The 13,994-nt window shown below is 40.4% G+C and carries 10 protein-coding genes and 1 pseudogene; 5 read left to right on the forward strand and 6 right to left on the reverse strand.

The annotated features are described in order from the left end of the window. A pseudogene (locus tag QZ488_RS18690) lies at positions 1-198 on the forward strand (IS30 family transposase); the annotation flags it as partial. 271 nt (positions 199-469) lie between these two features. Here the strand turns inward: QZ488_RS18690 and QZ488_RS18695 are convergent. Then, positions 470-2,617, reverse strand: a complete 2,148-nt coding sequence (locus QZ488_RS18695) for an exonuclease domain-containing protein (protein ID WP_293751576.1) — start codon at positions 2,615-2,617, stop codon at positions 470-472. A 629-nt stretch (positions 2,618-3,246) separates the two neighbouring features. Between QZ488_RS18695 and QZ488_RS18700 the strand changes: the two genes are divergently transcribed. Beyond that, the gene (locus tag QZ488_RS18700; RefSeq protein WP_293751594.1) at positions 3,247-3,582 is read left to right on the forward strand and encodes a DUF423 domain-containing protein; all 336 of its coding nucleotides are present in this window, start codon (positions 3,247-3,249) and stop codon (positions 3,580-3,582) included. A 3-nt stretch (positions 3,583-3,585) separates the two neighbouring features. After that, positions 3,586-4,671 carry a 23S rRNA (cytidine(2498)-2'-O)-methyltransferase RlmM gene (gene rlmM / locus QZ488_RS18705; RefSeq protein ID WP_293751578.1) on the forward strand — a complete coding sequence of 362 codons (1,086 nt, stop codon included), beginning with the start codon at positions 3,586-3,588 and terminating at the stop codon, positions 4,669-4,671. A gap of 71 nt (positions 4,672-4,742) precedes the next feature. Here rlmM and QZ488_RS18710 read toward each other — a convergent pair whose 3' ends face one another. The 4 genes from QZ488_RS18710 to nadK all read right to left on the reverse strand — a co-directional run bounded on the left by QZ488_RS18710 (position 4,743) and on the right by nadK (position 8,512). After that, positions 4,743-5,210: a hypothetical protein gene (locus QZ488_RS18710; protein ID WP_293751580.1), complete on the reverse strand. Its 468-nt coding sequence runs from the start codon at positions 5,208-5,210 to the stop codon at positions 4,743-4,745. A gap of 174 nt (positions 5,211-5,384) precedes the next feature. Beyond that, entirely contained in the window at positions 5,385-5,741 is a 357-nt protein-coding gene (bamE, locus tag QZ488_RS18715) for an outer membrane protein assembly factor BamE (RefSeq protein ID WP_293751582.1), read from the reverse strand. Positions 5,742-5,856: 115 nt separating this feature from the next. Then, complete coding sequence (recN, locus tag QZ488_RS18720; RefSeq protein ID WP_293751584.1) at positions 5,857-7,530, reverse strand: DNA repair protein RecN; 1,674 nt, start codon at positions 7,528-7,530, stop codon at positions 5,857-5,859. A 106-nt stretch (positions 7,531-7,636) separates the two neighbouring features. Continuing rightward, positions 7,637-8,512 carry an NAD(+) kinase gene (gene nadK, locus QZ488_RS18725; RefSeq protein WP_293751586.1) on the reverse strand — a complete coding sequence of 292 codons (876 nt, stop codon included), beginning with the start codon at positions 8,510-8,512 and terminating at the stop codon, positions 7,637-7,639. A gap of 478 nt (positions 8,513-8,990) precedes the next feature. On the opposite strand from nadK, the gene nagZ reads away from it, so the two are divergent. Then, entirely contained in the window at positions 8,991-10,004 is a 1,014-nt protein-coding gene (gene nagZ, locus QZ488_RS18730) for a beta-N-acetylhexosaminidase (protein ID WP_293751588.1), read from the forward strand. Next, positions 9,994-11,421 (forward strand): SLC13 family permease, encoded by a 1,428-nt coding sequence (locus QZ488_RS18735; RefSeq protein ID WP_293751590.1) that lies wholly within the window; start codon positions 9,994-9,996, stop codon positions 11,419-11,421. The genes nagZ and QZ488_RS18735 overlap by 11 nt, the downstream gene beginning before the upstream one ends. A gap of 806 nt (positions 11,422-12,227) precedes the next feature. Here QZ488_RS18735 and QZ488_RS18740 read toward each other — a convergent pair. Continuing rightward, positions 12,228-13,886: a CsiV family protein gene (locus QZ488_RS18740; protein WP_293751592.1), complete on the reverse strand. Its 1,659-nt coding sequence runs from the start codon at positions 13,884-13,886 to the stop codon at positions 12,228-12,230. Positions 13,887-13,994: the final 108 nt, after the last annotated feature.

A 13,994-nucleotide genomic window follows, 5' to 3' on the forward strand; every position in this document is an offset into this window, starting at 1 on the left:
TCACCATGGCAACGAGGTTCAAATGAAAATACTAATCGCTTATTGCGCCAATACTTCCCAAAAGGAACAGACTTAAGCGTCCATTCCCAACAAAAGTTGAGTCAAGTCGCAAGACAACTAAATGAAAGACCGAGAAAAACGTTAGGCTACGAAACACCAGCAGAGAGATTTAGCCAGTGTGTTGCGTTGATCGGTTGAACTCACATGGGCATAGCAGCCGTTCGGTTAAGGTAGGTCGAATGTCCGTTGATCGCTCATACCCGAAGTTCGGCTGACGGCCTAAAGTCGTCATAAGGCTCTAGTTTAAAAAGGGGATGTTTCGACCTATTGCTGTCGTAAGAAACGTTAGTTTATAAAGACACTTCATGGCTATTCGGTACAAAGTCATCAAGGAATTTAATAATAATTCACTTAAATTGACTCTGCCCCCTTTATTCACAACGAGGTAAAAGGTTTAGATTTACCCTGCCTAAGCATCATTCACTAAGCGTTTTTCGTTTATTAGTTTGAGCAATTCGCTTGCCGCTACTGCATCCGACATGGCGCGGTGATGTCGCTGCATTGAAATATCAAAATGGCGGGTTAAATTAGCTAAGGAATAAGAGTTGATTCCTTTGTAGTGCTTACGCATCTGTGAAACAGTGCAAAGCTTTGGACGTTTAAAACGCTGCTCTAAACGAGCAAACTCTTCCTTTATAAAACCATAATCAAAATTGACATTGTGAGCCACAAAAATACACCCATCAGTAAAAGCAACCACCTGTTCGGCGACTTCGGCAAACAAGGGCGCATCGGCAACCATTTGATTATCAATGCCTGTTAAAGCGGTTATTTTTGCGGGAATGCGTCTTTGAGGATTGATAAGCGATTGCCATTCATCAACAATTTCATTATTAATCATTTTAACCATGCCTATCTCGGTAATCTTATGCTGCTGTGCCCGCCCGCCTGTTGTTTCGATATCTACGACGACATAGGGCTGAAGTGGGTCAATCGTCCATTCAACATTGGTAATGCGTACATCAAAGCCGTTTTCTTTTAGGGTTTGAATGCTGAGTAATTGGTTTCGTCTTAGTTGATCGCCCTCTGATTTAACTTCTTCAAAGCGCAATTTTTCGCCCTCGACGACTAATATGTCTGGATAACCATCAGACAACTTATGCCAGTCTTGGCTCATCGAGCGTAAGTGCTGCAGCACGCTATTCAAAGGTGCATGCTGAAGTAGGGGACTGATCAGTGCCAGCAAGTTTTGCTTCCATCTAAAAATATCGTTGGTTTTTCCGTAGTGCTTGCTGGCTTGTTTAGCTAACAGCTTAATTAATTCATCTGAATGTTTAATTGCATCCAACTTGTGCTCAATTTGCTTTGACGCGATTTCGTATAAATTGTTTTTCTTTAGGCAAAGTGGCATGCGGTCAAATTCGTTTACTAAGCCAAATCCTTCAGTTTCAAAAATTTCTTCCCAGAAAAAGAGCCCAAAAAGACTGCGCCATAGTTGATTTTCGGTAAGCTGAGCTAAGCACTTTCGCGCTTGATAATAGGCTACTACACCGCGTTCAACCGCCGCTTTGTGCATTTCATCAAGTGCAATGGTTTGGCTATTGTCACGCAACATATCAGTTAATACGCTGGTGCGTTTTTTCTTATATTTACGCGCTAGAAAATCTTCAGCAAAGGCCAAGTTATGATCTGACAGCGGTGTATCGATTAAAGCTTCAAGTCGTTGCTCGACTTCATCTTTTAAACCCAACTTGTAAGCTTCGCGCACCCATTTTTCTTGCGCTTCATCGCTATTAATCAATGCTAATTGTTGAATGGCGGTTTGCTGATCAAACGCTAGCAGTGCGTTGGCTAATAGGTATTTTATACGTTCATCTAAAAGCTGTGCTCGCTCTCCCACAGTTTCCGATAAGGCGGCTAAATGCTGGTGAATACTATGGGCATCTTCAAATGTGGTTTCTTTGAGCATACTGAGTGTGCAATGCAGTTCAAAGGTACTGCGGGCTGATTCGATAGATAAAAAACGCGCTAATATTTGCGCTTGTTCTTTGCGTGTGCGCATTACGCCTAAGTCACGCATCGAAAATTGGTTAAGCTTACTGTGGCAGTTACCAAAATATAGATACAAAAAGTAGTCGATATGTTCATCGATGGTTCGCACAAAGTACGTATCTGTTAGGGTTTCATCGTACAGTTGTGTAGCACTTAAACCCTGACTTATTTCTATTAACTTGGCTCGAGGCCAAGCACTCATGACTTTAGTGTGTGGCTTAATAAGGGCCGTTAGTTCAGACTTCGTGAGGGTGGTGAGCCATGTCCGGATGTCATCTTTAGCAATATGCCTAAACCAACCTTGTGCCATTAATTGTTCGATATGCATGTTACCGTTGGATATCTCGTCATACGCCATTGTACTAAGTTTGATGAACTTACTTTTTCGGTTGAGGGCGCGCACTACCAAACATTGTGCATCTTTGTTTAATGCCTCGAATTGCTGAATAAACTGGAGGTTGTCCTGGCTTAATAATGATGAGCAAGGTCCTTTCACAAATTTTAAAAATTCGGTGAAATGATGCAGATAATAAAAAGTGGGAAGTTCTTTTTGACGAAAATTCATAGCGTGCACACATAAGTATAATACTGGTTAAATATACAGTTAAAAGAGTTTGAAATAAAGTGCCTGATTTGGGATGCGCAAAAAAACTAAAAAAACTATCGGAGAAACTATCGGGGTCAGAGCAAAGTTAAATTATTTGTACTTCATTTGGCTAAGTAATTGTTAATAATTTAGGCATTTAATGTCTTCTTATCGCTCATTGCCGACTGCCAAATTTAATTAGGGTCTATTGCTTAAACCTGATGGATATTTATCTTTCAGCAAAGCCTCAATTTTTCTTTGTGCTGTCTATATTTTATGTGTTTAAAATGCTTTCTCCTTAGGGCGAGTTTTAAATGGGCTTACTCTGCGTTGCTCCAATTCTCAATAGAATAATTATTACTTCATTCAAGTGCCTTGATTAAGCCCTTTGAAACTCTCGCAGAGTGGTCACTTCTTTATGTGGAATGGTATAGTCGCGATTAGTGCTTGGGAGAGGTAACATTGAGGGCTAGCCAATTCAGCTTAGTTTGTTAGTTTTTGTTACTGTTGCTGTCAGATGAATTATTAACCGTGGCTAATGACTTGTTCATTTCAATAAGAGAATATTTGTGATTAAAATTGTATTAAGTTGCGCGGCATTTAGCGCCATGTTGTCGGTTATATTGGGTGCGTTTGCTGCTCATGGTCTTAAAAGTAAGTTATCTGAAACACTGTTAACCACCTTTCAAACAGGTGTGCAGTATCAGATGTATCACAGTCTCGCCCTCATTTTGTTAGTTATTTTGTATCGCCAAATGCCCCAGTCATTATTGTTATACAGTGCCGGTTTTATGCTGGCAGGTATTGTGTTGTTCAGCGGCAGTTTGTATATGTTGGCATTAACCCAAATTAAATGGTTTGGCCCCATCACTCCCTTAGGCGGTGTGTGTTTTATTGTTGGTTGGGCTCTGCTGGTAGCTGCAGCCTTAAAAGGAGCGAATTAGTCTATGGCTGGATTATTGTTGTACTGCCGTAGTGGTTTTGAGAATGATGTGGCGAATGAAGTCCAAGATAAAGCCGGTCAAATGGAGGTGTTTGGTTATTCGCAGACCAAAGCTAATAGTGGATTTGTTTTATTTAATTGTTACCAAGAAGAGCAGGCTGAGTTACTGGCCAACAAACTGGTATTCAATAAACTGATTTTTGCTCGCCAGCAGTTTGCTTGTAAACAAGTGATTGAAAATATGGACGTGACAGATCGTATAGGTCCACTTTTAGCCGCTTGTGAGGATTTTCCATTATGTGGTGAGCTAAGAGTGGAATATGCCGACACCACTGATGGCAGAGAACTTTCAAAGTTGTGCCGAAAAATCAGTGTACCTCTAAGGCAAGCATTACGTAAAAAGAATAAGTTAACCAACAAAGACAATAGTAAAAAACCGGTATTACATGTGTTTTTTACTAAAACCGACAAAGCCTACATTGGTTTTTCGTTTACAAATAATAATTCACCTTTGCCATTAGGCATTATGCGTTTGAAGTTCCCCCATGATGCCCCAAGCCGCTCAACCTTAAAGCTTGATGAGGCGTTTCAAACCTTTATTTCTAAGGACGAGCATGATGTACGCTTGCAGGGGGGCTTGCAGGCTGTTGACTTGGGTGCTTGCCCTGGTGGTTGGACTTATCAACTGGTACAACGCGGCATGTTTGTGCAGGCAGTCGATAACGGTGCTATGGATGAAGGTTTAATGGAAACAGGGCAGGTGACTTATTGCCCAGAAGACGGGTTTAAATTTAAGCCAAAGAAAAAGAATGTGTATTGGTTAGTCTGCGACATGATTGAACAACCACAGCGGGTAGCAAAGCTTATGGCTACTTGGGTCGCAGAAGAGCGTTGCAAAGAAGCCATGTTCAATCTTAAGTTACCGATGAAAAAGCGTTATGAGTCTGTACAAGGCGCGTTAGCGATTATTGAAGAGGTGATGCAAGCAAATCAAGTAGGAAAATACCTTATGCAAGCAAAACACCTCTATCACAACAGAGAAGAAGTGACGGTACATTTGAGGTTAAAGTCAAATAGTAGTAGTAGATAATACGTGAGCGACTCAATCGTCATAGTGAAGTGTAATTATTGAATTTGTTTTGCAAGGAATTTGACCGCTAATTAGTTTTGTATTTCCATCAAATAGTGGTCGATAACAACTTCATCTAATAAAACTAGGGGCCTTTGCGGCAACACTTTTTGTAAATACACCTGTACTTTGGCATCCTGCTTTTGGTGTAAGGCTCTGACAGCTGATTTATGTAGCGGTGTAGTAAGCGATTCGTTGCCTTCTCTTTGATAAAAAAGTGCTTCGCCACAGATTGTAATAGGTGAGGTAGGTTTGACTAACTTAAGTTTATTGTATCGATAAATTAAGAGTCCTAAAAGAAGTGCCAATACAGGCAATAGGACGAAGAGCGAAAGGTTCGGTAGATATTGCGAAAATAAACCGTAACTCAGCGGAAACAACGCAACTAAGTGAATTCGATTAAGTGTTAAGGATGTACCCTTTGGCAGCGTTTTTTGGGCGTTCTCAAACTCATTGATATTGAGTATTGGGTTATCGATATCAATCGCTATTACGGTCATATTCGTTAATCCTTTGCAAATACGGCTGGCATAACAAGAAGATATGTTTGCAGCAAACTAAGACATTCCAACATCTACAGTTATTTGGGGCAATTCAAACACTGAACACCCCAGCTAAACCCAACAACATTTATTCAAATGCTGATGTACTAATATGCTTTTAATAGAAAAAGCTTATTGATCTAATGGGGTATTAAATTCTTCTGACAGTTCAAAATCACCTACTACTTCACTCACTTTATTATCAACAAACTTAATAGTGAGATCTTTACGAAAGTCTTCGCCACGCTGTTTCATGCCACGTTTCATTTGATACAAATAATACCAAGTGTCATGGTCGAACGAATCTTCAAGTACAGGTTTACCTAAAACATAAACAACCTGTTCTTTGGTCATTTCAATTCTAAGTTTTTGAACGTCTTTTTCGTCCAAAAAGTTACCTTGAGGTATATCAATTCGGAAAATCCAATCAGCACAGGCTGACAACATCATGGTGGCGGTTAATATAACCAGTAAATTCTTAAACTTCATTGTTACTCAATATCTCGACGTGTAAAAAGCGAAAACGGAAAAATGTAAGCGTCACTCACATTTATTTAGCGAAGCATCCTAACCCAGCCGCGTTAGCGCAATCAATGCCTAATTGTTATGAATTACTGATTTGTAGTAATTCTCTGGCATTTGCTATGGCTGACTCGGTAAGAGTATCTCCTGCTAGTAGACGTGCCAACTCTTCAATTCGTTCACTTTCTTGTAAACAAATCATATGAGTTTCAGTGGTTTTTTTGTCACTGAACTTGGTGACAAACATTTGATTGTGCGCTCTAGCCGCTACTTGGGGCAGGTGAGTCACACAAATAACTTGTGCGCTTTCGCCTAATTTTCGCAGTAATTGGCCTACCACTGATGCAGTTGAGCCACTGATGCCGCTATCAACTTCATCAAAAATCATGGTGGCAATATCGTTGTTACTTGAGCTAATCACTTGAATAGCCAAGCCAATTCGAGATAACTCACCGCCTGAAACAACCTTTTCAAGGTTGTCCAATGCTTGGCCTTTGTTTGTCGACACTAAAAATTGCACGCTATCCAAGCCAAGTTTGTTAGGTGTGCCTTGAATATGATGTTCTACGTCAATTTTAAACACCGCATCAGACATGTTCATATGATGAATATGTAATTCGACTTGGTTAGCAAAAGACTTGGCGGCTTTTATTCTTGAAAGATTAAGTTTATTAGCTGCTTGAAGATAGTGTTGTTCTAGTTCAGTTAATTGCGCTTCTAATTCTTCTAATAAAGAGTCGTCTTTAACTAACTCACTAAACTCAGTAGCGAGTTGTTGATGAAATTCATATAAGCCTTCAGGTTGCACATTATGTTTTCTGGATAAATCTAAGGCTTGTGAATATCGCGCTTCGACGTTTTGCATACGCATAGGGTCAATTTCAAGTTGTTCGGTATACGCTCTTAACTCGCTTGCCGCTTCATCGATTTGAATGCTAGCTTCTGTCAACATGGTCACAATAGGCGCCAAGCTTGGGTCATGCTCTTGTAACTCGGTTAAGCGGTCAATACTGCTTTGAACCGCAGATAAGGCATTAAACTCTTCGGCCTCGTACAACTGATGAAAACTAATTTGGCTTTGCTCTAGCAATGTTTGACTATGACTGAGTTTTTTATGCTCAGTTTCCAAAGACAAAAACTCACCCTCTGCTAAAGCAAATTCATCTAGTTCACCTATTTGATAAGACAATAACTGACTGCGATCTGCTCGTTGCTGCTGACCTTCTAACAGGTTTTTATAATGCTGTTGTTGGGTTTTGAGGGTTTGATAACAATCAGCTACTTTGCTGAGTAAAGTGGGGTGTTCTGCATATTGATCGAGTAACTGGCGTTGATTATCACTTTTTAATATTTGTTGATGGGCGTGTTGCCCATGAATGCTCAATAAAAATTGACCTAGATTCTTTAATTGTTGCAAGGGCACAGGGGTGCCATTTACAAATGCTTTAGAGCGCCCCTCAGAGGATACTACGCGTCTAATTAACACTTCATCGTCATCTAACAATTCATGCTCTTCAAGCCACTTTAGAGCTGCGGGTAGTTGTTTAACATTAAACCCGGCAGATACTTCGGCTTTATCGGCACCGGTACGCACCATGCTGCTATCTGCTCTATCGCCCAAACACAGGCCTAAGGCATCAACCGATATTGATTTACCTGCGCCGGTTTCGCCTGTAATGGCGGTCATACCTTGGCTAAAATCAACGTCTAGTGTTTTTACAACGGCGAAATTACGAATGGATAGATGAGTCAGCATTTTGATTTCTCAATATAGGCACGCAAAAGCATGTTTAAATATACAGTACCTGTGAATATAAACATGCTTTTGCTTGGTGTCTAGTTATCTTTTTGAAAAAATGCGCTTAGTAAAGTTTACTGCCCCAACCTAGTTTGGTTCGTAACACATTGAAGTAGTTATAATTTTTAGGGTGTATTAAAGATAATTTAGCAGGGTTTTTGCAAATGATGATTTCGTCACCGGGTAATACAGTTAATACAATATGACTATCACAACTTACTTGTAGGTTATCGGTGTTTTCAGGGGAGACTTTTAATTTAACCGTGCTGTTGGCATCTACCACAATCGGCCGGCTGCTTAATGTATGGGGGAACATAGGCACTAAAGTTAATGCATCTAAATTGGGCGTAAGGATTGGCCCTCCACCTGATAACGAATAGGCTGTAGAGCCTGTAGGTGTGGCTACAATAAGACCGTCAGATCGTTGACTGAATACAAAGTTATCATCCAGATACACCTCAAATTCCATCATGTGCGCTACTTTACCATGGTGCAAAACCACTTCGTTTACCGCAGAATCTTTGCTTTGTACTTTGCCGTCTCGAAAAACTTCAACTTCTAACAAAAAGCGCTGTTCTATTTTGTAATCACCATCAAAAATACTATCAAGTTGTGGTTCAAAATCGTCGGGATTAATGTCGGTTAAAAAACCTAAGTTACCTCGGTTTACTCCAACAACAGCCACATTAAACTCGGCTAATATCCGAGCAGCGCCAAGCATATTGCCATCACCACCTACCACTATGGCTAAGTCGGCTTGTTTACCAATATCGGTAATATCAGTAACTTCAAAGCCATTTGAGTCTAACGCTTGTGCGGTATTTGTTTCGACTAATATCCTACACCCACGTTTAGTCAAATAGACTATTAACGCCCTGAGGCTTAAGTTTGCGCCTTGGTGAGCTTGTTTGCCTATTAAACCAACAGTTTTAAACTTCATTGAAAACCAGTATAAATTTCGAATTGCCAGAGTATAACCATGGGAGAGTTTGAAAGTCATATGTTTCGTTTTGATTAATATCAATCAGCACAAAGAATGACCCAGCCAGCTCCTTTAAATCTCATATTTTGGAAGTCCTAGCCAGTTTCGTAATGAGTTCTCGCTATGTAAAAGTGAATAGCCATTCCAGCGCAGCGACGCCTTGCTCAAAAATCAGCTAGGGTTTTCTAAGAGCGTAATTCTTTGTGTTGATTAGGATAAATGATTGACTGGGGGATTTGATCCTCCCTATAGTATGGCCATTAAATTTGTTTTTACCCAAAGCCATTGGAGTTGTAGCTAGGCGGCAAAAGAGCTCAGCCCTATGAACTTAGACTTACTAAGTGATTGGGGTGAGTGAGAGCAGCCAACAACGCTGCAGCTTCAAGCGAGACGGGTATACCACTAAAAAGAAGAGCACTAATAGATGGGGCCAATGATGTTAGATGTGTCAGGGTTTGAACTGACACACGAAGAGATAGATATACTCGACCACCCTTTAGTTGGCGGACTTATTTTATTCAGCCGCAACTATCACGACCAAAAACAGCTGTCAGACCTTGTTAGACACGTTAGAAGTGTTACGCGTAACGATATTTTGATCGCGACAGACCACGAAGGGGGGAGAGTGCAGCGCTTTCGACAAGGATTTAGTAAAATACCCGCAATGGGCAGTATTGCCCTGAAATTTGAGGGTGATACTCAACAAACAAGTTACTTATGTGAACAATTTGGCTGGTTAATGGCGGCAGAATTATTGGCATTTGATATCGATATTAGTTTTGCTCCGGTGTTAGATATTCATGGTGTATCTGAAGTCATTGGTGATAGAAGTTTTCACCAGAATCCTGAAAAAATTATTCAACTAGCCAGTGAATTTATCAAAGGTATGCACCGAGCTGGGATGTCTGCTACGGGTAAACATTTTCCAGGTCATGGCAACGTGCTCGAAGATTCTCATGTCGCCATGCCGATAGATAAACGTAGTAAAGAAGAAATATTTGGCCTCGATATGGCTATTTTTAAAGCTATACATCAACAAGGATTATTGGACGCTGTGATGCCTGCCCATGTCATCTATCCTCAAGTGGATGATTTACCAGCGGGGTTTTCGCACAAGTGGATCAAACAGATCTTGCGCCAAGAATTAGATTTTAATGGCGTGGTGTTTTCAGACGATTTGTCTATGCAAGGAGCGGTGCAAATGGGCAACATTGTTGAGCGTGCCGAATTGGCGCTAGACGCTGGTTGTGACATGGTCTTGGTGTGCAATGATCCAAAGGGTGCGGCTCAGGTAATTGATGGTTTACCCTCAGACTTAGAACTTCCATTAAAAAGTATCGATAGAATTAAGCGCCTTCGAAAATCAGCTTCCGCAGATTTTTCAACATTGAGAAAGTCTAAAGATTACCAAGTAGCGAGTAAGGTGTTAGATCAATTTTATGCAAACTAATAACAAGTTAATATTACTTTCTTTTGTCAGTGCGATTATGCTGTATTTTACTCTGTTGGGTATGGGGCAACCTCACTTAATTGCTTCTACCGCGGCTATAACATTATTTACCGCCATGTTATGGGTGACTGAAGCCCTGCCTATACCCGTTACTTCACTTATTCCCTTTTTTGCTTTTCCTATGGCCGGCGTATTGACCCATAAAGAGTCTGCGTCAGCCTTGGGTAGCCACGTTATTTTATTGTTGATGGGCGCGTTTATGCTGTCAAAAGCATTAGAAAAGTCCAACGTACATAGTCGACTCGCTTTTTATTTAGTCAATGTAACAGGCGGTAAAAGCGCTAAAAGGCTGGTATTCGGCTTTATGTTAACCGCCGCTATTCTAAGCATGTGGATCTCTAACTCTGCTACCACCTTAATGTTATTACCTATTACCCTAGCTGTGTTACAACACGTTAAGGATCCTAAGTTAACCATCGCTATGTTACTGGGGATTGCTTATGCAGCCAGTTTAGGCGGAGTAGGTACTCCAGTTGGTACACCGCCAAACATTATTTTTATGAGTGTTTACCTTGAAACTCAAGGCAAAGAAATCAATTTTCTAGAGTGGATGAAAACAGGTGTGCCGATAGTGGTGATAGGCATTCCAGTGATTGCTTGGTGGTTAACCCGCAACCTCGAAACTACCCAAGAGTATACATTGCCACGTTCGGGGGCTTGGCAGCCAGCTGAAAAACGTGTGTTGATTACCTTTCTAATGGTCGCTTTAGCGTGGATGTTTAGACCCTATTGGACCGTATGGTTACACATGCCGAGTATTGGCGACAGCAGCATTGCTTTAGCCGGTGTAGTGTTGATGTTCCTGATCCCAAGCGGCAATAAAGTGGAAGAAGTCAAACCTTCGACTACAAACAGCAAATTTGGTGAAGTGACGGATAAAATCAAGTCAGACAAATTACTTGATTGGGACACCGCAGTCGCCATTCCATGGGGCATGTTGTTATTATTTGCAGGGGGAATTTGTATTGCAAAAGCCTTTACCGCTTCTGGATTAAGTACCTTAATGGGCGAGGGGTTATCAGGTTTATCTGACTTACCAGTACCCTTATTAATCTTATGTATTTGTTTGTTTGTGACTTTCTTAACCGAGATCACATCAAATACCGCTACTGCTACTTTGTTGATGCCGATACTCGCTGCTGCAGGTGTGGCAGCCGGAATCGATCCTGCGTTGATGATGATGCCAGCAGCCATCAGTGCAAGTTGTGCCTTTATGCTGCCGGTAGCAACAGCACCTAACGCGATTGTTTACGGTATGGATAAATTTAGTATTAAAACCATGGCCAGAGAAGGCCTAATGTTGAACATCTTTTTGGCGATTATTATTACTGCGGTGAGTTATGTGACTTTGTCTTGATCTATATAAATTATATTTTCTGAATTTTAGGGAAAACAAAGAATGACAATCACTTTAAATACAAACGATAATAAAATCTATATACGTTATTTTTGTTTATCATTTATATGCTGCATCTTATCTATTATCTTCCCTTTTTATTACGGCCTTGAAAAATTTTGGGGATATTTTCCTGTTCTTTCATATTTGAGTCTGTTTGTCTGTGCAACTTTTTGTCGAGGACGGTCGAAAGAATTATCATTTTTTTGGACTTCTATTGGCGTGTCTATTGCAGTCTTTATTTCCTTTTTATTACCAATCATATCCATACATATCTTTGATTCTGAGTTTCATTGGGGTTTTGTCTTATTGGCATATCCAATTCTCGCCCTGCTATTTGGTTACCTTGGCTGGATCCATGGGCTCTAAAACTTCCTTTCACTAATGATCGGTCTTAACGTTAAGTCTTATTCTTTAGATTATGTGAGAATAGTCATTTGGTTGGCTCTAGCCCCCCAGATTTGGAGCCTTTGTTTAAGTGATTATCGATTTTCACATAACCAATAATCGCTCCTAGAATGCCGCCAACAAAACCCATTCCAATAAAAAAGGCCGTAAGCAAAAATGCGCTTTTATCAACCGATTGTTCAAAGGCTGGAACTAACGAAGAAGCGTATTTCGAGATGAGGTAGAAAAACTATAAATCACATTCATTGTTAAAGATAAAATCTAATATGGAACCTAAAACAGCAAAGGTTATTTTTAAAATCATAGTTACCACCTATCCTTTAAAACCCTGAATTTTGGCGCTGATTTTATATCAACAATTAATTGTCTTCAGTAAGTAACTCATCATCGATATCTTCACTGTCTTGATCCGTTTCCGGCCAACGATAACGATTAATACTGACCACCATGCCAAATAAAGGGTGGTCAAAATAATGTACTTGTTTACTGATAACGCGCCTTAACTGATTAAAGTTAACACTTTGTAGATAGTTGGGTTGTTGAACCTGGTTAACCGCTATTGCACCTTGTTCAGCTAAGTTATCCGATAACTGTTTTATTTTAACCGGCGTTTTAGATGAAAAGGTAGGCTGCCGGAAGTCTATATTACTGTCGATATGTAAATAGGGTACCCGTCCTACGTTGCGCAGGTATACGGTCATCCCACCGTCTAGTTGCCAAAGTTCTTTAAGCATGTCTGATTTGGTGACAGCTGATTGTTGGTCGGTTTGACTATTGACTTGTTCAATATCAATAGGTGTGTCGTCGGCCAAGGCTTGGTCAATCATTGCGAATAAATCTACAGATATAGACTTTTCTATATCGCTTCTGCCTGCTAACAGGCCTTGTTGCTGCTCAGCAGATAAAAGTGCTAACTCTTCTTCGGGTAGGTAAAACTCGTCTTTTTGTTGATTCAGACTATCAAATAAATCATCTGTTTCATTGACTAGCACTTCACCTTTCCCATCAAACTGCTGTGCAAAGTTTTGTCCGGCGATCAGTCGGATGGTTTTTCCATTATCACGGCCAAAGTAGACTCGTTGTCGCCAATTTACATGTAAAAGTGGGCTGATATCTCGTTGCTTTTTAATCTTCTCATATAGATCAGTCATACGCATGTGTGATTTAGGTAACAAAGATGCACTGCGTTTTTGTGCCCATTCAATACCGTTAATGACGTCTGGTACGCGTTGTATATGATTACTGGGAAGAGTCTCTACTTGGCTATTTTGCCAATGTATTAGTGAAGCAAAGCCCGGATCAATTTGTTCAGAGTAGGCACAAGGAAAAACATTAGGAATTTGCCATTCGATAAACTCAACCTGCAGTGGAGGCCTAACAACCTCAACTTCTACAACTGAATTTTGATTTGTTTGTTGTTCTGCAATAACGTTATTTACTAGCTCTGAATTAGCCTGGGCTGTGTTCTTAACATCCGCTATTTGCGCTACAGACGTTTTATCGTCAGAGTTTGCAAATATATCTGTCGTTGCGACTTTATATTCAAAACTGTCTTCTGGCGTTATATCTGGATTAGCCACTATCTGTTGTTTGGGGAGTCGATCTTGGCCTTTTGGTTCGTTTACCTGCGGTAACGACGAGTCGTTTGTTTCACCAACTGGCATCGGAAAAGAAAAGTCTTTTTCATATTGTGTTTTGACTGCCTGTCGGCTTGATCCACGGCAATAACTAAGTCCAGCCTGTAAAAATCTTAGATCAGGAGTTAGGTAAGGCGTAAGTATATCCAGATATTCATTATTATGAATAAGAGGCGACTGCTCAAACTTCTCTGAAATACTCCCCACATCTAAATTGCGTTCAAATAAAATGACTTCAACATCAAACCACCATTCTTGCTCTGCCGCATAAGTAGGTTGTGCTAAAACACAGGTGCTAAGTAGGGCTGCAAGGGCCACCTTTGCCGCAAAAGTTCTTTTAGCGATAGGTTTTAGTGAATGGTGTTTGAGTCTATCTGTCATTAAGCAGCTCGTAATTGTTGGCTAAATTCGGTTAGCATATTGTTAAACAGTTCAAGTCTATCTTTGGCTGATTCAGTAGGCACGTTAAATTTAAGTTTTTGTGGCCCA

Source organism: uncultured Paraglaciecola sp. (assembly GCF_913020055.1).
Taxonomy (GTDB): domain Bacteria; phylum Pseudomonadota; class Gammaproteobacteria; order Enterobacterales; family Alteromonadaceae; genus Paraglaciecola.

Excerpts from the sequence above, each read along its gene's own strand:
- nadK (WP_293751586.1), bottom strand. The coding sequence starts at position 8,512 with ATGAAGTTTAAAACTGTTGGTTTAATAGGCAAACAAGCTCACCAAGGC.
- rlmM (WP_293751578.1), top strand. The coding sequence starts at position 3,586 with ATGGCTGGATTATTGTTGTACTGCCGTAGTGGTTTTGAGAATGATGTG.
- QZ488_RS18735 (WP_293751590.1), top strand. The coding sequence starts at position 9,994 with ATGCAAACTAATAACAAGTTAATATTACTTTCTTTTGTCAGTGCGATT.
- QZ488_RS18700 (WP_293751594.1), top strand. The coding sequence starts at position 3,247 with ATGTTGTCGGTTATATTGGGTGCGTTTGCTGCTCATGGTCTTAAAAGT.
- QZ488_RS18740 (WP_293751592.1), bottom strand. The coding sequence starts at position 13,886 with ATGACAGATAGACTCAAACACCATTCACTAAAACCTATCGCTAAAAGA.
- QZ488_RS18695 (WP_293751576.1), bottom strand. The coding sequence starts at position 2,617 with ATGAATTTTCGTCAAAAAGAACTTCCCACTTTTTATTATCTGCATCAT.
- recN (WP_293751584.1), bottom strand. The coding sequence starts at position 7,530 with ATGCTGACTCATCTATCCATTCGTAATTTCGCCGTTGTAAAAACACTA.
- nagZ (WP_293751588.1), top strand. The coding sequence starts at position 8,991 with ATGTTAGATGTGTCAGGGTTTGAACTGACACACGAAGAGATAGATATA.
- QZ488_RS18710 (WP_293751580.1), bottom strand. The coding sequence starts at position 5,210 with ATGACCGTAATAGCGATTGATATCGATAACCCAATACTCAATATCAAT.
- bamE (WP_293751582.1), bottom strand. The coding sequence starts at position 5,741 with ATGAAGTTTAAGAATTTACTGGTTATATTAACCGCCACCATGATGTTG.